This window comes from Niabella aurantiaca DSM 17617 (genome assembly GCF_000374125.1).
GTDB lineage: Bacteria > Bacteroidota > Bacteroidia > Chitinophagales > Chitinophagaceae > Niabella > Niabella aurantiaca.
The window spans coordinates 279,553-301,596 of record NZ_KB893643.1 but is presented as its reverse complement, the minus strand read 5'-3'; the positions used below and the strand labels follow the sequence as shown (position 1 = coordinate 301,596).

The window sequence follows — 22,044 nt, the reverse complement described above, 5'->3', positions numbered from 1 at the left end:
TTGAATAGTTTGCAAAGATAACGGAGCAAGTTTAAGAAACGATTTTTTAGGAAAGGTTTTATTTATATCATTTTACACATACGATTTAACAAAATGTCAGGACCAACCGGAAAAACGGCCGGGAATGTTTTTGACCAAAATTTCGGGTTATCCTTCAGAAATTCTTAATTTCGACGCGTATCAAGAAGAAAAAATTATGCCACAAGACCAGGTCAGACAATTTTTGGATTTTGAAAAGCCGATTAAGGACCTTTTGGATGAGATTGAATTAACAAAAGAACGGACCGAAAAAACAAAGATCGACCTTTCCGATCAGGTAGCGCAGCTGGAACAGAAAGTGGCTGAGACGCGTAAAAACATCACGGGGAACCTCACTGATTGGCAGCGTGTTCAATTGAGCCGCCACCCGGACCGCCCCTATACACATAAGTATATTGAGCTGATGACGGAGAATTACGTGGAATTGTATGGTGACCGGAATATAAAGGATGACAAGGCCATGGTGGGAGGATTTGCTACGCTTGATGGTCAGACAGTTATGATCATCGGACAGCAAAAAGGTTCCAATACGAAAAAGCGCCAGCTTCGTAATTTCGGAATGGCCAATCCCGAAGGATACCGGAAGGCGCTGCGCCTGATGAAACTGGCGGAAAAATTTAACAAACCGATCATTACCTTAATTGATACCCCGGGTGCGTTTCCGGGCCTGGAAGCTGAAGAAAGAGGACAGGGAGAAGCGATCGCCCGGAATATTTATGAAATGATGCGACTGAAAGTGCCGGTCATCTGCGTGATCATCGGTGAGGGTGCCAGCGGCGGAGCTTTGGGAATAGGCGTGGGCGACCGTGTTTTTATGATGGAAAATACCTGGTACACCGTTATCTCCCCGGAAAACTGTTCTACGATCTTGTGGCGGAGCTGGGATTTTAAAATGAAAGCAGCCGAACAATTAAAACTGACATCTGCCAAAATGAAGGAATTTGGTCTAATTGACGGGATCGTTCCGGAACCGGAAGGCGGTGCGCATTGGAACTATTCAGTTGCTGCCCACAACCTGAAACAACAATTGATCGCCTCGCTGAAGGAACTAAAACCGAAGGACCCGCAGCAACGGATCAATGATCGGATCGAAAAATTCTCCAGGATGGGATTCTGGGAAGAATATAAACAGTAAATGGGCAATAGTGAATGGCCATGATCGCCGTTTCAATATTGAGGACGCTGTAACCAAAGTCTGACATCGAATATCTAACGTCTAATATCTAAATATCTCTTACATAAATGTCATTACAACAGAAATTTACAGGAACGGGCATTGCAATTGTTACTCCGTTTAATGAAGATCGTTCCATTGATTGGAAAAATTTTGAGCGGCTGATCCATTTCTGGATTGAAAATAAAATAGAATACCTGGTTGCCGTAGGCACCACGGGCGAAAGTGCCACGCAGACCCGGGAGGAAGAGCAGGAAGTGTTTGATTTTGTTAAAAAAATCGCTGCCGGGAGGGTGCCACTTGTTGCCGGTGTAGGCGGCAATGATACACAGGAAGTGCTCGAGGCATTTGGGAATATGAAACTGGATGGGTTCGATGCGATCCTTTCGGTATCTCCCTATTATAACAAACCCAGGCAGGAGGGGATCTATCAGCATTACAAAGCGCTGAATGATGTTGCTCCGCTGCCGGTCATTATGTATAATGTACCGGGCCGTACCGGCATGAGCGTGTCTGTAGAAACGACATTGCGCATTGCGCATGACTGCAAAAATATCTTTGCCACCAAAGAAGCTTCGGGAAGTTTTGAACAGGTGAACCAGATCATGAAAGGAAAGCCGGATGATTTTATGGTGATCAGCGGCGATGATTCCATTACGCTCCCCATGATCGCCTGTGGCGCCAAAGGACTGATTTCCGTGGTGGCCAACGCATACCCACGGGAGTATTCCGATATGGTGCGCCTTTGCCTTGCCGGGAAATTTGAAGAGGCACTTCCGATCCATTTAAAATACCTGGATATCGTAGACGCCCTGTTTAAAGAAGGGAATCCTTCAGGTGTTAAATATGTATTAAATAAGATGGGCTATTGCAGCAATGCGATGCGGCTGCCGGTGGTGCCCGTCAGCAAGGCCCACGAAGCGTATATCGATCAGCTGATGGCGGTGATTGCCGGGCAGTAATACACAACCGATCGCTTTTAATGGGGCTGAAACATCCGCCCGGAGTGGATATTCAAAACGGCAATAGGCTATAAACGGGCTTTTGGATGCCATCTTTTTCCTTTCAAGTATGCCAATAGGGCTGTGTTGAAAGCCCCCATCATTTGTTGTGACAAAAAAATTGTATCAGTTTTTTTTTGGTCCTAAAAAAGTGGTACAGCAATTGACGCGCTCCGGATAAAACGGATACCTTGATGCGTTCCGGGGGCTTGCCGGTTTCCGTTATTAAGGACGGTTTAAAAACCTGCCGGCATCGGATGGTCATCTTCCGTAAACCGGATGCCGTTCTGCTCCAGTTCCGCAAGAATGGGAATATAGAGCTCTTTTATAACCGGGATCTGTAAACCGGTAGTGGTAATACGGCCGTTTAAGATCAGCCTCGCTGCAATGCCGAGCGGCAATCCAACCGTTTTTGCCATCGCCGTATGCAAGGCATCATCACCTTTTACCATAAGCGAGCTCACCGTTTTCCGCTGCTGTCCCTGTATTTCATACCCGATTTCATGAATCATAATGATCATGTCGCGATCACCGGCTGCCAGCGGTAGTCTTGTTTCCAGCAGGTATTGCAGGATATCCGCTGAAGAACGTACGTGGTTGGGGATCCGTTCATCGCTGAAGAACCCGAGATAGTGAAACAAATGACGTACAAGCTCCTGCCGGGGCGCGGCAACACAGCGCTCCAAAAAATCATCAAATGTTTCTGATTTGGTATGGACATTCAGACAGGCCGTAAACCAGTCTTTTATAGATTTTCCCTGGAAGTTTGTGAGCATCAGGTCGTCGGTGGGCGTGGACAGTCCGGCAATAACAATATAATACCAGGCAGTACAAAAGTCCGGATGCCGGAGCGTATTGCGGATGATGGTTGCTGTATTTTCCAGCTGGTAAACCGGAATATAAGCTAACGAGTTCCGGTTGGGATAACAAGCCCATTTTCCCAGTGGCGGGATCTCCAGAACCGGGCAGTTCTCAAATACTTCGGGGTAAGAGCGTTCTGTGATAACGTTATGCTCTTTATAGACGGCGCCTGCATAGCCCGCCAGTGCTATATTCCGCGGGTTCCAGCTGATCTTATAGTGCCAGGGATTGTTGTCATCCTCCGGAGCGATCAGGCCTCCGCAATGGGATCTGAAGCTGGATATGGTACCCCCTTTACTCCTGATCTTATCAAAGAGCTGCATGGCACTCATATGATCGATGCCGGGATCAAGCCCCGTTTCACAAAGAAAAAGCAGGTTGTCTTTTTCAATCAGGCTTTTTAACTGACGGAGTCCGTCGTCAATATAGGAAGCATTCAGAAAATGCTTTTTGCATTTCACACAGTCTTCGGCGATGCGCACATGAAAAGAGGGCGGCAGCATGGAAATCACAATGTCTGCGTCTTCGACCAGCTGTTTCCGGGCTTGCGGGTCATTCAGATCCACAACAACCGCTTTGCCCTGTTCATGACCGTTGAGCTTGCTTTGTGCCGGCTCCCGGTCTATATCCGCGATGGTCAGTGTCCAGTTTTCGGTTCTGGCATGGCGGAGTAGGTATCCGATCAATACCGTTGCAGATTTGCCGGCGCCAAACAAGAGGATCTTTTTCATTGCCTACAAGTTAAAGAAAATATAGCTAAGGCCGGATCCGGAATTCAGCGCGATCGCAATCGCTGGTTTATGTACGCCGGCTCCCGTGGCCGGAATAGAAAGAGGCTGCAATTACTGTAGCCTCCTGAAAAAGATAAAGGACGGTATCGTTATAGTTTTGTAATAACGCCGCATCCCACACGCGGGCCGCTGTTGCCGGAAGGTTGTGATTTATAGTCGTCCGTACCGCCGTGTACGATAACCGCACGGCCAATGATCTCTTTATCGCCCGGATCTGTGCTCCACAGATCAGTCGTTACGCTTTTGGTTCCGTGGCCGGAAGCATCCAGTTTGATATTGCCGATATCGCCGGAATGGAACGCTGCTGAGCCCCATTCTCCGTGTTCCGCCTTCGTTGGGTTCCAGTGCCCGTGCGAATTCTCACCTTTCATGCCACAATCGCCATGCTCATGGAAATGTACGGCCACATTACTGTCGGCCCGTTCCTGCATATTGATCTCTAAATCCATCCGGATCTTTCCATCGGTCAGCTTATAAAATTTTGCAGTACCGATATTCTTGGTGCTGTCGCTGGTCAGTTGCAGGTTTGCCACGGCTACCTGTGTTCCCTCGGCGGCGGCTTCAGGAGTCACTGCTGCGGTATCAGCCTGCGTTCCGGCTGTTGAGTCGGCGCTGTCGGATTCTGTAGCGCTGTTTCCGCAGGATCCCAGGATCATCAGGGCGGCAACACCTGCAGAGAAGAAGATTTTTTTCATAATCATTATTTTAAAAAGTGTTGAGTGATACTCTATTAATACGCAAAACTAAATGAATTATTGTTATTAAAGAAGGTCCGGCTGTCAGATTTGTATTTTCATACCGGAACGATTGAATGGAAAGAAGGCAATGTTATGGTTCATTCTGACAAAATACTGGAAGAATAATCGTTAATTTTATCGTTCAAACAAAAGAAATGACAGTGATGGAAAATCCATGGAAGGTATTGGCGAAACAGGAAGTGTATGACAATCCCTGGATCAATGTGACGGCTTATGATGTCATCAACCCTTCGGGAGGAAAGGGGATCTATGGAAAGGTGCATTTTAAAAATGTGGCGATCGGAATTCTTGTTGTGGATGAGCATCAGCATACCTGCCTGATCGGGCAATACCGGTTTGCCATCGATGTATATACCTGGGAGATCCCGGAAGGCGGCTGCCCCGAAGGAAGTGATCCGCTGGAGAGTGCAAAACGGGAATTGCTGGAAGAAGCAGGATTGGAGGCCAGGCAATGGAAAGAGCTGCTAAGAATGCATTTATCCAATTCGGTATCGGATGAGCTGGCAATAGTGTACCTGGCCAGCGGCCTGATACAAAGCACTCCACAGCCGGAGGAAACGGAGCAGCTGACGATCAAAAAACTGCCCCTGCAGGAAGCGTTTGGGATGGTTGAGCAAGGTAGGATCACCGATGCCATTTCCGTAGCAGCGCTTCAAAAAGCAGCGCTGATGCTGGAAAGGGGAATCCCCCTGTTTTAAAATCTTTTACGTTCCTGCGGGCCGTTGCCGCAGTACCGGTTAAAAATACGTATATGAACCAGTCCCGGGCCAATCCGCCAGTTCCCAATGATCCACGTCTGAAAACCATCCGCACTATCAGTAAGCTGATGGATGAGCAATTTTCCATCGGAGGCTTTAAGTTTGGACTGGATCCCATCCTGAATCTGATACCTGTGGTGGGTGACCTGAGCGCTTACCTGATGTCGGTTGGACTGATCATCACCATGGCCCGGTACGGGGCCTCGGGCAGGCTGGTGGCCAGGATGGTTGTAAATGCTACCCTGGACGCCTTAGCAGGGACCGTCCCCGTTTTGGGATGGATCTTTGATTTTGCATACAAAGCCAATACGCGCAACGTCAAATTGCTTACGGAGCACTATACCGAAGACAAACACAGGGGAAGCGCCCGGCCGGTTATTTTTGCCGTTTTGATCGTTGCCGGGGTCGTGCTGGTGCTTCTGGTGATCCTGGCCGTTAAGCTCCTGCAATGGATATTAGCATGGGATGAAAAATCGGGAGGCGTAAAATTTAATTTTTAAGGCCCGATTTCCTTTTCTTTGCGTAGTGAAAGATTTCAGAAAGAAACAACAAAGACCAAAAAAGTCCAGCCTGGTTTATGGAAAGCAGGCGGTATTGGAGGCCCTGGGGCAGGGTGAGACACTTGACCGTATTTATCTTGATCAAAAGCTGAATGACCCGGTCACCGGCGAAATACGGCGCCTGGCTGCTGCCAAACAGGTCCCGGTTAACTATGTACCTGCCGTAAAACTGGCACATTTTAATGTAGCTGCTCATGAAGGGGTCATCGCTCAGAGATCAAAGATCGTGTACCAGAACCTGCAGGACGTGGTTTCGCTGGTGGTTGAAAATGGCCAGGTCCCCCTGTTTTTGATATTGGATGGTATCACCGACATCCGGAACATCGGCGGGATCGCGCGCACGGCCTGGTGCTGCGGCGTGCATGCCATCATCATCCCCGACAAAGGGGTAGGCGCCCTGAACGAAGATGCGATCCTTACTTCGGCAGGGGCGTTGGAAAAAATACCTGTTTGCAGGGTAAACAGCCTGATGAAGGCGGTTGATGAGCTGCATCTGAATGGGATCACTGTTTTTGCCAGCGCCATGGATGCTTCCGTCCCGGTGTCGGCAGCCGATTTTGCGGTTCCATCGGCCATTGTAATGGGAAGCGAAGAAAAAGGGATCTACCCGGCATTGCTGAAAATATGCGATACGACGATCTCCATTCCCATGCACAACCGTTTTGAAAGTCTGAATGTATCTGTTGCCGCCGGTATGATCCTGTATGAGGCGATGAAGCAGCGGACAATTATTTAGAGAATTTATATAAAAAAGCTGCGAAAAATTTTGACAGCAAAAAATCTACAGCTATATTTGCACTCCCAACAGAAAATTGGTATAAGGATCGGTAGTTCAGTTGGTTAGAATGCCGCCCTGTCACGGCGGAGGTCGCGGGTTCGAGTCCCGTCCGGTCCGCAAAAAAGGATTATCAGCAATGATGATCCTTTTTGCTTTTTACCCCACTTTACTTTCAAGAGGCTGACTTTCAGGTTCTAATAACAGAACGCTCTAAAATTCCTTACTACCTTTAAAACAGCTTAACAATTTAAAAAAGTAGACTAAAAGTAGACTAAAAATTTAGGCTACCGGAGTCAATAAAATTGTTCAAGCTATGGCACTCCCAGTTAAGTTAATTTGTCGCACAGGCCAGGTTCATGCTGATGGAACCTGTTCCATTTTTGTTCAGTACTGCTGCAATGAAAGCCAGAAACCTTTGTTTGGAACGGATGTTAAAATACCTCCTACCTATTGGGATAAAGCAGGTCGCTGTATTAGTGAACGGCTTCCTGCAAATCATGGAGATTACAATGAGCTCAATGATGAACTAAAGAGGCTAAAAAAAATTGTCGAAGACATTGTAACCTATGCAGGGTTAAAGAAAATTCCACTTGAAGCTCGCGCCCAATTTGCAAAGACGCATTTTTCGCCAACGTTTGACTTTAACGATATTGAGACAAAAGAAAAAGAGGCAGCAGAACAGCAGGAAACTGAGAAAAAGAATCGAATAAATGTATACTATCAATTTGATGAGTACATAAAATCCAAGAAAAGGAAAGTAAGTAAAGCCACCCTTACCGTTTATGGCAATGTAAAGTCCCATTTGCTCGCCTTTGAGGCGTTCCGGGGGCAGGAAATATCCTTTGATAGCTTCGATTTTAGCTTTTACGAAGATTTTGTAGACTACCTGACCTTTGAACATATACATATCCGCAGAAAAACGGTGCAGACCGGGCTAAAATTAAACACCATTGGAAAAACGATCAAGCATCTCCGGGGGTTTATTAAAGACAGGGCTAAACGAAAAATTGTTAAGCCAATCGATCTTTCTGATTTTAAAATACCGGAGGAAGAAAGTGATGCTATATACCTGACTTATGAGGAAATCGCCAAGATTTATCAAGCGGACTTATCAGAGCATCCATATCTTATTGAGTACCGGGATCTGTTTGTATTAGCCTGCCTAACGGGACTGCGATTTTCAGATTTTTCTACTCTGCGGCCTGAAGATCTGCAATGGGGTATGCTTTATAAAAAACAGGAAAAATCTGACCATTGGGTGATTATCCCCTTACGACACGAAGCAAAATTAATTTTCACCCGCCAATTCCGCGACCGTATTCCCGAGTTGACAAACCCTGAATTTAACAGGCATATTAAGACAATTGGAAAACTTGCAGGGATTACCCAAATAGTAAAATTCTCATACAAAAAAGAGAACCAAACAATAACGGTTACCAAGTCAAAATATGAATGGATCACATCTCATACTGCACGCCGTTCTTTTTGTACTAACGAGTTTTTAGCCGGCACACCTGTTGAACTCATTATGAAAATAAGTGGTCACAAAAGAACAAAGGATTTTTACAAATATATCCGCATTACTCCTGAAGAGGCCGCAAGGAAAATTAGAGATTTATGGTTGGCCAGAAACGATATGAAATTGATAAAAGAGACGGTAGCTGAAATGGAATTGCAGTATAATTAGAGAGTATAAAACTAAAGAATGCGTAAGCTTGGAAAATACAGAAAGCAGTGGGCTATTAATGAATATTCATATTATGCTTGGGTATGTGCGGAGAATAACAGCTTTATTCTTTGCATTTTTTGCGTATAAAATTGCTAATGCGGCGAATAATTGATATATTCGTTGCATAAAACGCGTAGAATGTATATCTATCAATTGACCCAATGGCCTCATTTTCAATGGAACACGGAAGAAATAGCTTCCTTACTGGCAGGCGTACGCCATCAGCAGGGCCGGCTATTGGGGCGAATGGAAAACCTGGGGTTTAATCTGCGGGAGGAAGCCACCCTGCAAACCCTTACACTGGATGTGCTTAAATCCAGTGAAATAGAGGGTGAGGTATTGGATGCCGAACAGGTGCGCTCCTCAGTAGCCCGGCGTTTGGGAATGGATATAGCCGGTTTAGTTCCTGCCGACCGTAATGTGGAGGGCGTTGTTGAAATGATGTTGGACGCCACCCAGCAATATCAGGAGTTACTTACAGAAGACCGTCTTTTTGGCTGGCAGGCTTCTTTGTTCCCGGCAGGGCGCAGCGGTATGCACCGGATCATAACCGGCCAATGGCGGGATAACCTGCCTGATGATCCCATGCAGGTAGTATCCGGTCCTATGGGGCGGGAGACCGTGCATTTCCAGGCACCGTATGCAGACAAGGTTCCGGCTGAAATGAAAGCATTCCTGGACTGGTTTAATGCTCCGGACAAAACAGACCCGGTACTAAGGGCAGCTATTGCCCATTTATGGTTTGTGACGATACACCCGTTTGATGATGGTAATGGCCGCATAGCCCGGGCTATAACGGATATGCAGCTGGCCCGCGCAGATGAAAGCCGCCAGCGGTTTTACAGCATGTCTACCCAGATCCGGGCTGAGCGCAAGGCCTATTATGATGTACTGGAGGCTACCCAAAAAGGCCGGATGGATATAACCCCATGGATCCATTGGTTCCTGGGCTGTTTGGGCCGATCCATAGATGCAGCAGGCATCACATTAGCCGGGGTAATGAGGAAGGCCTCCTTTTGGAAACAGCCGGCCACGCATACTTTAAACGACCGGCAAAAGCTGATGCTGAATAAATTGCTGGATGGGTTTACCGGTAAGCTCACCTCCTCCAAATGGGCAAAAATTGCCAAAACCTCACAAGACACAGCTATACGGGATATCCAGGACCTGATAAACCGGCAACTGTTAGTGAAAGAACCGGCAGGCGGCAGAAGCACCAGTTACCTGCTAAATGATGCTTTGTTTTAACGGAACCGCTCTTGCACCAATAGTAAAATTGTTGGCTTAAAATAATGGGTGCATAACTTACTCTATCCGCTTTCAATAAAACTACGTATTTTAATAGTGTTACTGTTTTCAACCAGTTAGCTTGCGGTATTTATGAGTTCTCAAAATGTGAACTTTTGAATAAAAAAACGTAACTTTACTATGAAAGTTCACCTGATAGGAAAAGAAACCATAGAGGACTTTGTAAGACACAATGCCCAAAGCGGGGCCTCTTTTGCAGAATGGCTTATAAAAGTAAAGTATGGAGATTGGGACAGTCCGGCGGATATTGCAGCCACTTTTCCCAGTGTTGATTTGCTGGGCAATGGCAGCAACAGAGTGGTATTTGACATTGGTGGTAATAAATACAGGATGATTGGCAAGTATGCTTTTGGAGATAAACAGATGCATTTATTCATTTGCTGGATAGGTGCACAGTATGACAAGTTATGTGCAAATGATGAACAATACACAAGAAGCGACTATTAAAGAAAAGGAGTTATGGCAACATTAAAATATAAGGTAATTACCAGTAAAACCCAGTACAGGGATTATTGTAATGCATTGGAGCAGTTGTTGTTTTCCGGCAGTAAAGACCGGGATACAAAAGACGAAATTGCATTGCTTACCCTGCTTATTGAAAAATGGGACGAGGCGCATAACACCTTTGAAGAGTTAGACCCCATACAACTTCTGCAATCTCTTATGAAAGACCATAATCTTAAGGCCAAGGACCTGGTGCCCGTCTTAAATATGAGCAAAGGATACATTTCGGATATTCTGAACTATAAAAAGGGGCTTTCAAAAGAAGTGATCCGCAAGCTGGCCACCCGGTTTAAAATTTCACAGGAGGCGCTTAACCGGCCCTATAAATTAACGGTGCCGGAAAATGCACATTTAAGGAATGCAAGTGTAATGAACACAAAAAAAGAGTTGGAAGTTGCATAGGTACTAATTTTTAAAACGCCTTTGCCTGGACAAGCCAGACCCAAAATGAAAAAAGTAAAAGTAACTGTTGAATTGATATTAGATGAAAGATATGGCGGCATGGCATTGATTGTTGGTGCATTTCTTCCTTTGATTCGCACTTTCACTCCCATTGTTGGGGGCATCATCCAACAAAAATTCAGCCGTTTTTTGTTATTTGCCTTTATTGGTTCTGTAGGATGGATACTTTGTTTTTCAATTGCCGGTTATGTAATAGGAACCATGCCCTTTTTACGCCCTTACCTTAATTATGTAGTGATGGCAATTATTGTGCTGGTTACGGTGCCTGTTGTAATTAAAATTATACGAAGATTCAAAAAGGAAAAACAATCTCCTGATGCAGGTATTTAATCTTCTTTTTGTAAAGGGAACCCTATTGAAGCAACTCCGTCTGATATCTCCTAAATTTATACCTGATTTCCTTTTTTGAGTCCAGGTAATCCGGCAATATATTTTTTTTGTTGTAGTATGTTATTAATAGTGTATCTTCAGCAACGCAATAGCACATAAGTAATTTAAATTTTCTACGGTTCTTATTTCTCTGACTTTTTGTATTCCTGTCTCTTTCCGCTTTCATTCACGCAGTTTAACCAAAATCAATCATAAATAACGGTTGGGTTTCAATAGGGAAGCCTGATAACAGAATTGGGGGAGTTGGGTATTTCTTCAGTCCTCCGAGTGTTTTGATCACTATTTGAATTTGATACCATGTATTTTTAAAAGACAGCACCGGGCTCACATGCAGTTTAGCTGGATGAATGAAGCCCATATTATCAGGCATAATCGTTGAACAATAATTATGCACTTATAGACCATTGATCATTATAAACAAACCTGTTACGTCACAAACCTTCCCGATAAATATATTTACTTATATGACATCCGAACAAATAGGCAGCGCCATACAAAAACAAAACCGACCCGTATTCGAGATCTGGTTTAAAAGTTGTTCTTCAATTAAAGGGCTATTTATACAAACAACAGACTATAATGAATTAAAGCTGAAAAATTTTTGGCGGATTGTAGATGAAAGCAGGATTGCTGAATATGACAAGACCAGAAATGAGGATCTGGCCCGCGTTTTTTATGGAGATGGATTTACAAAGCTGGAGATTACCGGCTAATGGCGCCTTCTAAAGGCTACCGGCTTTTCTTTTAAACTCCAACAGGCAATACGTAATATGCTCAGTAAGCGATTGCTGTAACTGCAATATGCCGTTTCGTTTATAAGTGCGTATCAAATCTTTGGCCTCCTGGCCCAATTGGTATTGCAGCCGGCGCTCGTATCTTCCACACAACTGTTGAAATACATTTTCGTCTGTTTGACGGTCTAATTTCCCAGCCTGCTCTTTAAAATCGTGGTAAAGCTCTTCAAACAATCGAAACGCAGTTTTCCGGAAGCTGGTTATTATTAAAACAGGATCTTGTTCCATGTTGTTTCGTTCTTCGGTTAATAAACATAATAGCAAACTGGTATCCATACCGACGCTTACCGGCACCAAAATGGACTGTGCCCTGTTGGAGATTTAAGCCTGTTATTCAGTCCCGTATCCCGTAGCACAGGGGGAAAAAAGCTGCCGAGCTAATCCCCTGGCTTTTCCTGTAATGATACCCGAAAATCCCTAAAAAAGTAAAACAGGTCATGGGAGTAATTTACAGTTCCTGAATATACCGCTTTTTTAGGGCAAACTCGTTAATATATTGCTGAGCTTTTTAGCGTGTTTACTCTTTAGACGAACAGTTCTCAAAGAGCGGCCCCAAAATTGTTAACTAATTTGGCCAAACAACCTGTTTTATGACCCGGGGCCATACAATTCATAAAAAAATCGTCCCTATTCCTTAAGTCTATTGTTTGCCTTTTATACACTTGATATAAATAACCAGGTTTTTGCGCTGCCCAGCCAGGTGCAGGGTAACATAATTACCATTTATCTCTAACACGGTATATTGTCTTTTAGAATCGAACGGAGACTGCAGTGTAACTGTGTCTCCGATTTTTATATTTTCCATTCATACATTTTTATGCCACTGTATTTTATGATGCAGGCTTATCTCCGGAAAGCTTTCACCTAAAATAAAAATATGGCTAGGAGCTCTGGCACTACTGCATTGTTGATTAAATATGCTGCATAAACGACAGGCCCTTTCTTTTAGCCGGGCGGTTTGTTCGGCGCGGTATCTGCAACGAATCCGCTGCTTTAAAATCATCTCCGTGCATCAAGGGTACATCAAAAGCATGCCCCTTTATAACCGGTATGGTTTTACGGATCAGTTTTTGAATATCGCGTAAATACAATTTCTCCTCATAATCGCAAAAAGAAATAGCAATGCCTTCTGCGCCTGCTCTTCCCGTACGCCCGATACGATGTACATAGGTTTCCGGTTCATTTGGCAGCTCATAGTTGATCACATGTCCCATGTGGTCAACATCAATCCCCCTGGCTGCAATATCCGTGGCCACTAACACCTTTATTGCTCCTTTTTTAAAATTCAGGAGCGCCGTTTGCCTTGCAGATTGCGATTTGTTTCCGTGTATGGCAGCAGCTTTTATACCCGCACCAGTAAGATGTTGGGTAATCTTATCGGCTCCATGTTTTGTCCTCGCAAATACCAGCACTGTCTGAATGCGCTCATCTTTCAGTAACTGCAACAACAACGAAGGCTTAAACCGCTTTTCTGTGTAATACAACGATTGTTGTATCCGGTCAACTGTTGTTGCCGGTGGTGTTACTGTTATTTTTACCGGCTGGCTCAACAGCGTACCGGCTAATTGTTGAATTTCCGTAGGCATGGTTGCAGAAAACAGGATTGTTTGTCTTTGCAAAGGTAATCTGGACAGGATCTTTCGCACATCATTCACAAAGCCCATATCCAGCATACGGTCAGCCTCATCCAGTACCAGGTATTGAATATTGCTTAAAGAAAGGCAGCCCTGGTTAAGTAAATCCAGCAAACGGCCGGGAGTTGCAATAAGAATATCAGCCTTTTGCCGCAGTGCTTTCACCTGGTTATATTGAGATACGCCTCCAAAAACTGCCAGGTGTTTTAACGAAAGGTACTTTCCGTAAACACCAAAACTTTCCGCCACCTGTAGCGCCAGCTCCCGCGTAGGTACTAAAATTAAAGCCCGGCAATTATTTTGCTTTGCTGTTCCCTGCAGGTGCAACAGCTGCAACAGCGGAAGGGCAAAAGAGGCCGTTTTACCGGTGCCGGTTTGAGCACAGGCAAGCACATCTCTGTTTTGCAAAATTACCGGGATGGATTGTTCCTGTACAGGAGTGGGTGTAGTATAGCATGTGTCGCTCAGCGCTTTTAGTAGAGGCGCAATGAGCTGTAAATTGTTAAATGACAAAATTAAGTAAATTAAAAAATGATAAAATAGGGCAATGCTATTCACAAACAGTGCGAAGGCGATGCCTGTCTTACGTTAAGCAATCACTATATTTGAATGGAGGAAGGAAGACAAATCCAGTGTAGGATAACATACAAAGAACCGAAGGTAGTTCATTTAACCGGTATTGATCATTATATTTTCACAGCGATGACGTTTTGTGCTTTTTCTGAAAAATAGAAATTGTTATTCCCGGTAGGTTTTGGCTTTGTTTATAATCAATGTTTTATATAAACCCTGGTAGTCTATAAAAGCAAATCAAAATCAGGTGCTTGATAAAAATTTCATTTTTAAAAAAGGCCTGCATCCATCTCAGCCACTAGAGGTCAGCCAATTATAGAATACCGGCCGCAGCAAACAGGGTAATAAATACGTTGCCTTGTTGACCTATTGCAAATAATCAGAACAATTACAATCCCGATAATGGCGATTCTTTAACACCGGCAAAGCCGGTAAATATTAATAATGCCGGTTTAAATAAGTACCTTACGAAAATATTTCACTACATATTTAAAATGTCTGCCTGAAACGGAGCACAATTATTATTCCCCACACAACACAATGTGCGAAATTCAATTCAGCTGCTAAAGTCTTCCACCAACGGCGAACAATAATAGAATATACGGATAAACCCGATGCGAGAGAGCTTTTCGAATCAAAGGTTGCTCCAATACATCGGGCGTCTGAAAACAATAAAAATTTACGAATGAAAATTTTATCCGCCTTAACGGATCCCGTTTATACAACTAAAGCTCATTTTAGCCGCTACGAAAATTTCTGGCTCCGCTTTATGAATGACAAACGGGATCTTCCCTTTATGTATCTGCTTACCCGGATCCATATTTTCATATTGCCGGTTGCACTGCTGCTTTTTACCCCCCTGTTAAAAGGATGGGCATGGTGGCTGATGGCGCTTGTCTATTTTTACTTTTCCCAGTTTTATTTTAAGGGTCGCTTCGGGTTAATGTTCCATTGCCTGTGCCACAGGAAAATGTTCAAGCCCGGTCATCAGCAAAAAATTCATGGATACATCAGCTGGATTATTTGCCCTTTGTTTGGACATACTCCCGAAAGTTATTTCAGCCACCACATGGGGATGCATCATGTTGAAAACAATAACGAAGAAGACTCCAGCAGTACGATGCATTATCAAAGGGATAGCTTCAAAAGCTTTTTATCCTATTTTTTTAACTTTCTGTTTTTGGGAGTGATGCAAACCTTTCGCTATTTATATAGCCGTAAAAGGAAGAAGTTGTACACCCGGTTAACCGTTGGAGAATGGTCTTACATTATTTTTTGTATTGTGCTCTGTTTTGTCAATCTGAAGGCCACATTAATGATATGTGTTTTTCCGCTACTGTTTGCCCGGTTTGTAATGATGCTGGGGAACTGGACACAACATTCGTTTATAGACGGCAGCAATCCTGAAAACATCTATACGAATTCCATTAACTGTATTAATACGCCCTATAATCACACATGCTGGAATGATGGGTACCATATCATACATCACTTGCGGCCGGGTATGCATTATACAGACCTACCGCAGGAGTTTTTAAAGCGGCAGGATGAGTTTGCACGGCAGAAAGCCATTGTATTTGATGGCATCCATTATCTTCATGTTTTTTATTATTTAATGACCCGGCAATATAATAAACTGGCCAATAATCTGGTTAACATCAATAATACGTTTGAAACCAGGGAACAGGCTATTTGCCTGATGAGGAAACGCACGCAAAGGATCCCGGGTAAAGCCTGATTCATGCTACTGATCTTTCCTCAAAAGGAGTCTTTTGACAACATGGATCACAAGCAGGTCCGGATACGGCTCTATAAAGCGAGAGTGTTCGTACATGATGAAACCGGCCATGGAGGAATCTTAGCCAGGTAAATCATAGCAATGAGGATATATATAAAATACATGGTAAGCCTCCGGTGCAAAATGGCAGTACAGGAGGAATTGAAAAAGCTGGGCATTCGGCATGATTCTGTAGATCTTGGCGTAGTGGATCTTCAGGAAACAATTACCGAAGGCCAGCGCCATCTGCTTGGAATAAACCTGCTTAAATATGGCCTGGAACTACTGGACGACAAAAAGAGTATCCTGATTGAGAAAATAAAAAACATTGTAACGGAAATGATCCACCATGCGGACGAACTACCTAAAGTAAACTATTCTGATTATATCAGTAAACAGTTAGGATACAGCTATACGTATCTTTCCAACACCTTTTCTGAAGTAAAGGGCATCAACCTGCAGCAATTTATCATTATGCATAAAATTGAGAAAGTAAAGGAATTGTTATTATATGACGAGCTGAACCTGACAGAAATTTCTTACAGACTTAATTATAGCAGCGCAGCACATTTATCTAACCAGTTTAAAAAGATCACAGGACTAACTCCTTCTTTTTATAAGCAATTGAAGCTAAAACGTAAGCAAAACCTCGAAAACCTGTGATATTTGTAAGTTTAATGAACGCATGTGTAGTAATAGCACTTCAAAAACACCTGATCTTTGTTGCGTAACAAATCCGTTACAAATTAAATAAAATGTCATGTACACAGGTAAAATCACAAGCAATGAAAATTTTAAAATGATAGGAGATTGGACCAGTCAGTCAAAGACACTTAAAGAAAAATATCCACTTTTAGTGGATGCCGATCTGAAATTTGAAAAAGGAAAAGAGAATGACTTACTCACCAGGGTAGGAACCCGGCTTAACAAAAAAAGAGACGAGGTAATTAATATTCTCAGGAAAGTACAACCCAGCGCCTAACCCTTCATCTGTTTTATATACCAGTAAAGAAATCCATCTTATTGAAAACGTGGGGCAGAAAGAAATATTCTGCCTTTTTTTGTTGTTGCATTATAGCCATTAAAAAGGCGAAACGATCCATCGCCCATTGCTACAGCTATTGCATTCTATTTGACCATATGATCAAAAGGTTGTATCTTTAGCTGGTTACAGATACAGCGAAACATCCACGGGTTCCTGCTCCCCTTCTTCTTCTCATTCAAAAGCGGCTCCTTTTTATACCGTTTTCTGCATTCCTGTTTTACGCATCATAGTATTATGACGATTTTAATTTTTTTTGTAGCGTTGTGGTATCTTTCGCTATTCAGTCAGACTTTTTTTCAGCACCGGTATGCGGCGCATGGCTCCTTTACGATGAGCAGGTTCTGGGAGCGCTTCTTTTTCGTGTTTTCCTACCTAACCCAGGGATCTTCTTACATGAGTGCGCGGGCTTATGCAATCATGCACCGGATGCATCATGCTTATACAGATACGGAAAAAGACCCGCACTCACCTAATTTTTCTTCCAATATGTTTAGCATGATGTGGCGTACTAAAAAAATCTATTCAGCGATCGTACACCAGCGATATCCTGTAGAAAAACGATTTGAAAAGAATCTGCCCCACTGGCACGGTTTTGATCGCTGGGCAAACTCCCCGCTGTCACGTATACTTTGGGTAGTGATTTATATTTCATTTTTTTTGATTTTTGCTTCTTCGTTCTGGTGGTGGCTATTGCTACCTGTTGTTATTACGATGGGCGCTTTTCATGGAGCTTTGGTAAATTGGTTTGCGCATAAATACGGATATATAAACTTCAGACTCAGAAATACATCACGCAATTTACTGGTGGTAGATGTGTTAATGCTGGGAGAATCGTATCATAACAATCATCATAAACATCCGTCTTCTGTAAATTTTGGTAACCGCTGGCACGAGGTAGATCCGGTGTACCCGGTTATCCTGTTATTAAAATGGCTACGCATTATACGCTTTGCCAAAAAACCGGTAATGGCTTAAGGAAACGTATTTTTCTACCCGCTTTATTTACTATAATTTAAAAACAACTTTTATGTCCAAACATCAATTTCATGCAGGCAACAAACTGAACATCCTGGGCGGGGATAAAGAAAACATATCGACGAATGTCTGTTTTACCGGAAACGCTATTGCATTGTTAAACAATTATGCGGCCACAGGTACGACGATACATTTAGACGATTGGGATGGCTATAATGAATTAAGAAGCGGATCGCTCTACTACATTGTTACCGATATTAAAAAAGTAGCTATTTCAGTTTAAATCGTTTATTCCTGGCTTTAAAGAATATTCAGCTACCAGAAGATTCACGGAATTAATAAAGAAGCTTTATTCGTCTCAGTAAGGAATATAGTGTGCCTGGTTGCTCAAAAGAAAGCTTCCTTTATGTTTATACTACAATATTCTTTTCTGCGGATCGTTTTCGGCTGTAGTGTCTTCCCTTTTGTACTACTTCCTTTCCGGTGCCTGCTTCAATCATCATTAAAATTTTTTATCTGCTAAACTGTTTGATATGACCAGCAAAAAGATCTCAACAGCACAGGTTCCGTTATTACGGAAAGGAGATATTATAAAAAGATTTCCTTCCAGCGGAGCTCCTGAAGAACAATTTGATGAGGAACGCAAAAAGGATACGGATGTATTTGAGATCTGTTCTATAAATTCCAAAAACGATATAATAGAACTCATAACACCAGGCAGCGCGCGTGGTATGTTTCCATCTCCAGGCGATGTCACTCATTTGTTTATAAAATCCTGCAACCTTGTGGCACAGGGCATTTGGTGGATATAGGATGCAAATGGCATCCCTACTTTAATTCTCTTAATCCCTTAAAAAGAAAAACTCACATTTGCCTAAAAAGCCTTATCTTTACAAGGATAGGCATAAATACTCCATCACTTCAAGTCAGGATCAGTTACATATCTACTACGCACCAATAGCATTTATTTTTCTCCTTCTTCTTTTTTTGCTGCCGCATTTAGCCTCTATTTTTTAAAAGAAAAATTTATTTACAATGAACATGTATGTTTCAAACCTGGGGTTTCATGCCTCTGACGATGATTTGCGCGAACTTTTTAGCAGCTTCGGACAAGTGTCTTCTGCCAAAGTAATTATGGATAGAACCACCGGGAAGAGCCGGGGCTTTGGTTTCGTAGAAATGGGCTCAGTTTCAGATGCCACACTTGCAATGAAAGAGCTGGACGGTAAGGATGTCGATGGCAGGAGAATTGCTGTTTCGGCTGCAAAAGAACGGGAAGAGCGGTCTAATAGAAAATGGTAATAAATGTTCGAAGGGGCCGTCCGGCCCCTTCTTTTTTAATAGTATAACTGTTGTGAGTACTCAGTGTGCTTCATTTTAAAACATGTACCATGCATTTCCAAAAACAAGATCTGTCGGGCACCCACTATACCTGGAACAACGAACAGCCTGCTTTTAGTGGCCAGCCCAGCCGCAGAAGATTTGATAAAAATAATGGCGATCAGGTGCTTTACCTGATCAACTTTTACGCATCATTGGCCGGGCGGGTAAGCCTTCTGGAAGGCAGGATCATTGAGCAGACCATTACGCGGGATCTGCCGGATGCTGCGAAAAGTGAGGTTTCCGCTTTTAACTGGATCAGGCGCAGCGCTTTCCCAACTCTGTAGAACTCAGGTGCCCAAAATAACTGTAGCAATTTTTATCAGTCTTCTCTTTCATCCACATATGGCAATAGCTGCATGGCTATAACCGGAAAGTATCCCTGTTGGGTTGTATATTGCCATCCGAAACGTTCTGTTTTAAAAAATTCCCCCACTTCCCGGTTGTTAATATATAACCGGTAATGTCTGGAATTCATCTTCTTGCTTCTTCTCAGCTCACCAAAGATTTTTTTTCCTTCAAATTCAAATTGAACAGGAATATGCATAATTCCTTTTATTAAACCCTTAACTTTTTTGAAAATGTATTCAGACGCTGATTTTAAACGTCTTTTTTACATCCTCAGGTGAACAGTATGTTAACAACCGGCCTTATGTAAAGGCCCTCTTTTGAATGAATTTGTAGCACCTGCTAAAGGACGTCGTCTTAACGGCTATAAAATGATGGTTGATCCTTTGCTTTGCATTATTACACATTTGGAGTAGTACATCATTTGAAACATCTTCAAAAACAAAATCATCCGGCGCTTCTATTATAAATTGAGCCACTTTTTCGATACGTATAAAATTCACAGCCATTATTTTATACACCGTGCTCAGTTTATCTTTTGTATTAAATAAAGGCATTTTTTGCATAATGCAACCTTTATATAGGAAAAGGGTTATGGTTGACATTTGTTTTTATTAATAACAGATCTTCACCTGTTCAATAAATTTGCTACAGCTGTATGCTTCTTACAAATTTTAGAATCCGCTCACGCATCTTTGAATAGTTAGCTAGTACCCCCCGGGATGATCTCATCTTTTTTTCTTTCGGTTCAAGTATGAACCAGGTTTTTTTCAACCCGATGGTTCCCTTTTCCGTCTGTTTCAGATTTCCTTTTCCGTCCGTTGCCGGTTCAAAAAAGCGATTGCTTTTAGTAGCCATTATGTTCATAATTTGAAAACGCCTAAAATTAGATGCCTGGGAGGTCAATGTTTATAAAGATCTTCAATTTGTCGTTATTTGCGTTACATATTTATATGCCAGACTTACATATATCACAGGTTTGATGTGTATCTGCAATGACCGGTCCCCCACAAATGTTTTTTTATAAAGAGCGCATATAAAGAGCCGCTAACAGGTACTCTTTTTACAAAATCATAGCTCAGATATTATTTTTCATTTTCAAGGGAAAGAAGGGGTAATATTTTCCTCACCAGGAGCCAGCAGGCAGCACTGCGTCAGGAAAATAAAAGGAAACGGCTTAACAAACCATATACCAGTGATCATTATGTCGGCATATCAGTTTAGCAATGTAGAAGACGCCTGCGCTGAAGCTTTTATTAATAAGCCGTTCGGCATTCATGAAGTTATCACAGCAGTGGAACAGATTTCTTAAAAATAATGAACTGCTTAATGTCTGATTTTAACAATCTCCTGGAGCCAAACGGTTAGATTTGATACGTAATCATCGTTAATGCTTCAAATAAACGGAAGAACTATCCTCTTCAGTTCATGCTCCTGTATTCATTAGGAGTTACGCCGGTTTTTTGCTTAAATAAGCGAGTAAAATGTTGGGGATATTTAAAGCCCAGCTCATAAGCAATTTGATTAACGGTTTTGCCAGCATCATATATCTTATTCTTTGCTGTATCTATTATTTTATTCTGGATGTATTCCTGGGCCGATTTCCCAGTTTCTTTTTTGATTAAATCTCCAAAGTAATTGGCGGACAAATGTAGCTCACCAGCACAATAAGCAACCGAAGGCAAACCGATCAGCTGCGGTTTTTCAGAGACAAAATAATTGTTTAGCAATTCTTCAAATTTTTCCAGTATGCCCCGGTTAACATTTTCGCGGGTAATAAATTGCCGGTCGTAAAACCGGGTACAATAGTTTAAAAACAGCTCAATGTTGGAAGCGATCAGCGTTTTGCTGTGCTTATCGATGGACTGGCTTAATTCATAAGTAATTTTGTCAAAACATTCCAGTATAATCTTCTTCTCCCGTTCAGACAGATGAAGTGCTTCATTTGTTTGGTAAGAAAAAAAGCTGAATTCATTCATTCGCTTGCCAAGTGGCGTATTGAGCAACAGATCCGGATGAAAGATTAGCGCTGTTCCCGTGGGCTGGTATACTTCGGGATTCGTGACATCGATTACCTGGCCGGGAGAAAAAAACACCAAAGTCCCTTCCTGGTAGTCATAATAATTATTACCATACCGGATGTCCCCACACTTTATGTTTTTTAGTACAATGCAAAAAATATTAAAGGTCATCCGGTGGCCTGACCTGGGGTCCGCCTTGGAGAGATCGACAATGTTTACCAGCGGATGTAAGGTGGGGTTATTGTTGAAGACATTATAGTCGTGAACGGTATTAAAGGTAATTGCTCTTTCCATATCCTTGTTTTCTAATGTAAAAGTACAAACTCCCTGATAACAGAAGCTTTTCCTCACATCCAATCAGTAATAATGGTAGTAAAACCAGTA

General features: G+C 42.8%; 26 protein-coding genes and 1 tRNA gene. 20 read left to right on the top strand and 7 right to left on the bottom strand.

The window, feature by feature from the left end; all coding sequences use genetic code 11:
* The first annotated feature begins 196 nt into the window (after positions 1-196).
* Together B160_RS0118190 and dapA are read left to right on the top strand one after the other, a co-directional pair.
* A complete protein-coding gene (locus B160_RS0118190) occupies positions 197-1,174 on the top strand; it encodes an acetyl-CoA carboxylase carboxyltransferase subunit alpha (protein WP_026309849.1) in 978 nt (325 codons plus the stop codon).
* A 107-nt stretch (positions 1,175-1,281) separates the two neighbouring features.
* Entirely contained in the window at positions 1,282-2,175 is an 894-nt protein-coding gene (gene dapA, locus B160_RS0118185) for a 4-hydroxy-tetrahydrodipicolinate synthase (protein WP_018629353.1), read from the top strand.
* 275 nt (positions 2,176-2,450) lie between these two features.
* Here the strand turns inward: dapA and B160_RS0118180 are convergent, their stop codons facing one another.
* Complete coding sequence (locus tag B160_RS0118180; protein ID WP_018629352.1) at positions 2,451-3,806, bottom strand: saccharopine dehydrogenase C-terminal domain-containing protein; 1,356 nt, start codon at positions 3,804-3,806, stop codon at positions 2,451-2,453.
* Positions 3,807-3,955: 149 nt separating this feature from the next.
* Positions 3,956-4,561 (bottom strand): superoxide dismutase family protein, encoded by a 606-nt coding sequence (locus tag B160_RS0118175; protein ID WP_018629351.1) that lies wholly within the window; start codon positions 4,559-4,561, stop codon positions 3,956-3,958.
* A 197-nt stretch (positions 4,562-4,758) separates the two neighbouring features.
* Between B160_RS0118175 and B160_RS0118165 the strand changes: the two genes are divergently transcribed.
* The 10 genes from B160_RS0118165 to B160_RS0118115 all read left to right on the top strand — a co-directional run bounded on the left by B160_RS0118165 (position 4,759) and on the right by B160_RS0118115 (position 11,826).
* Positions 4,759-5,322 carry an NUDIX domain-containing protein gene (locus B160_RS0118165; protein ID WP_018629349.1) on the top strand — a complete coding sequence of 188 codons (564 nt, stop codon included), beginning with the start codon at positions 4,759-4,761 and terminating at the stop codon, positions 5,320-5,322.
* Between the two features lie 53 nt (positions 5,323-5,375).
* Positions 5,376-5,882, top strand: coding sequence for a DUF4112 domain-containing protein (locus B160_RS0118160; RefSeq protein WP_018629348.1), 507 nt, complete (start codon positions 5,376-5,378; stop codon positions 5,880-5,882).
* A 25-nt stretch (positions 5,883-5,907) separates the two neighbouring features.
* Complete coding sequence (rlmB, locus tag B160_RS0118155; RefSeq protein ID WP_018629347.1) at positions 5,908-6,678, top strand: 23S rRNA (guanosine(2251)-2'-O)-methyltransferase RlmB; 771 nt, start codon at positions 5,908-5,910, stop codon at positions 6,676-6,678.
* Between the two features lie 85 nt (positions 6,679-6,763).
* Positions 6,764-6,837, top strand: a tRNA-Asp gene (locus B160_RS0118150).
* 196 nt (positions 6,838-7,033) lie between these two features.
* A complete protein-coding gene (locus tag B160_RS0118145) occupies positions 7,034-8,407 on the top strand; it encodes a site-specific integrase (protein WP_018629346.1) in 1,374 nt (457 codons plus the stop codon).
* Positions 8,408-8,587: 180 nt separating this feature from the next.
* Positions 8,588-9,697 carry a Fic family protein gene (locus B160_RS0118140; protein WP_018629345.1) on the top strand — a complete coding sequence of 370 codons (1,110 nt, stop codon included), beginning with the start codon at positions 8,588-8,590 and terminating at the stop codon, positions 9,695-9,697.
* Between the two features lie 180 nt (positions 9,698-9,877).
* Entirely contained in the window at positions 9,878-10,204 is a 327-nt protein-coding gene (locus B160_RS0118135) for a type II toxin-antitoxin system HigB family toxin (protein WP_018629344.1), read from the top strand.
* 12 nt (positions 10,205-10,216) lie between these two features.
* On the top strand, positions 10,217-10,663 hold the full coding sequence (locus B160_RS0118130; RefSeq protein ID WP_018629343.1) for a helix-turn-helix domain-containing protein: 447 nt from the start codon (positions 10,217-10,219) through the stop codon (positions 10,661-10,663).
* A gap of 45 nt (positions 10,664-10,708) precedes the next feature.
* Positions 10,709-11,053 (top strand): VTT domain-containing protein, encoded by a 345-nt coding sequence (locus B160_RS29610; protein WP_018629342.1) that lies wholly within the window; start codon positions 10,709-10,711, stop codon positions 11,051-11,053.
* Between the two features lie 524 nt (positions 11,054-11,577).
* Positions 11,578-11,826: a hypothetical protein gene (locus B160_RS0118115; RefSeq protein ID WP_018629340.1), complete on the top strand. Its 249-nt coding sequence runs from the start codon at positions 11,578-11,580 to the stop codon at positions 11,824-11,826.
* A gap of 9 nt (positions 11,827-11,835) precedes the next feature.
* Here B160_RS0118115 and B160_RS0118110 read toward each other — a convergent pair whose 3' ends face one another.
* On the bottom strand, positions 11,836-12,135 hold the full coding sequence (locus tag B160_RS0118110) for a hypothetical protein (RefSeq protein ID WP_018629339.1): 300 nt from the start codon (positions 12,133-12,135) through the stop codon (positions 11,836-11,838).
* A gap of 683 nt (positions 12,136-12,818) precedes the next feature.
* Complete coding sequence (locus B160_RS0118095; protein ID WP_026309848.1) at positions 12,819-14,054, bottom strand: DEAD/DEAH box helicase; 1,236 nt, start codon at positions 14,052-14,054, stop codon at positions 12,819-12,821.
* Positions 14,055-14,799: 745 nt separating this feature from the next.
* Here B160_RS0118095 and B160_RS0118090 point away from each other — a divergent pair.
* The 8 genes from B160_RS0118090 (at position 14,800) to B160_RS0118045 (ending at position 19,578) form a co-directional block, all read left to right on the top strand.
* Positions 14,800-15,852: a fatty acid desaturase family protein gene (locus B160_RS0118090; protein ID WP_018629335.1), complete on the top strand. Its 1,053-nt coding sequence runs from the start codon at positions 14,800-14,802 to the stop codon at positions 15,850-15,852.
* A 141-nt stretch (positions 15,853-15,993) separates the two neighbouring features.
* Complete coding sequence (locus B160_RS0118080) at positions 15,994-16,554, top strand: helix-turn-helix domain-containing protein (protein ID WP_051107205.1); 561 nt, start codon at positions 15,994-15,996, stop codon at positions 16,552-16,554.
* Between the two features lie 97 nt (positions 16,555-16,651).
* Positions 16,652-16,873 (top strand): hypothetical protein, encoded by a 222-nt coding sequence (locus tag B160_RS0118075; protein WP_018629332.1) that lies wholly within the window; start codon positions 16,652-16,654, stop codon positions 16,871-16,873.
* A gap of 297 nt (positions 16,874-17,170) precedes the next feature.
* Positions 17,171-17,911: an acyl-CoA desaturase gene (locus B160_RS0118065; RefSeq protein WP_018629330.1), complete on the top strand. Its 741-nt coding sequence runs from the start codon at positions 17,171-17,173 to the stop codon at positions 17,909-17,911.
* A 52-nt stretch (positions 17,912-17,963) separates the two neighbouring features.
* Positions 17,964-18,194, top strand: a complete 231-nt coding sequence (locus tag B160_RS0118060; RefSeq protein ID WP_018629329.1) for a hypothetical protein — start codon at positions 17,964-17,966, stop codon at positions 18,192-18,194.
* Positions 18,195-18,444: 250 nt separating this feature from the next.
* On the top strand, positions 18,445-18,723 hold the full coding sequence (locus tag B160_RS0118055) for a hypothetical protein (protein ID WP_008582794.1): 279 nt from the start codon (positions 18,445-18,447) through the stop codon (positions 18,721-18,723).
* Between the two features lie 223 nt (positions 18,724-18,946).
* Positions 18,947-19,213 (top strand): RNA recognition motif domain-containing protein, encoded by a 267-nt coding sequence (locus B160_RS0118050; RefSeq protein ID WP_008582790.1) that lies wholly within the window; start codon positions 18,947-18,949, stop codon positions 19,211-19,213.
* An 89-nt stretch (positions 19,214-19,302) separates the two neighbouring features.
* Positions 19,303-19,578: a hypothetical protein gene (locus B160_RS0118045; protein ID WP_008582788.1), complete on the top strand. Its 276-nt coding sequence runs from the start codon at positions 19,303-19,305 to the stop codon at positions 19,576-19,578.
* Positions 19,579-19,613: 35 nt separating this feature from the next.
* Here the strand turns inward: B160_RS0118045 and B160_RS0118040 are convergent, their stop codons facing one another.
* From B160_RS0118040 to B160_RS0118020, 3 genes are all read right to left on the bottom strand, one after another.
* Positions 19,614-19,838 carry a hypothetical protein gene (locus B160_RS0118040; RefSeq protein ID WP_008582786.1) on the bottom strand — a complete coding sequence of 75 codons (225 nt, stop codon included), beginning with the start codon at positions 19,836-19,838 and terminating at the stop codon, positions 19,614-19,616.
* A 103-nt stretch (positions 19,839-19,941) separates the two neighbouring features.
* Positions 19,942-20,205 carry a hypothetical protein gene (locus B160_RS0118035; protein ID WP_008582784.1) on the bottom strand — a complete coding sequence of 88 codons (264 nt, stop codon included), beginning with the start codon at positions 20,203-20,205 and terminating at the stop codon, positions 19,942-19,944.
* An 855-nt stretch (positions 20,206-21,060) separates the two neighbouring features.
* Positions 21,061-21,645, bottom strand: coding sequence for a helix-turn-helix domain-containing protein (locus B160_RS0118020; protein ID WP_245562240.1), 585 nt, complete (start codon positions 21,643-21,645; stop codon positions 21,061-21,063).
* Between the last annotated feature and the right edge of the window lie 399 nt (positions 21,646-22,044).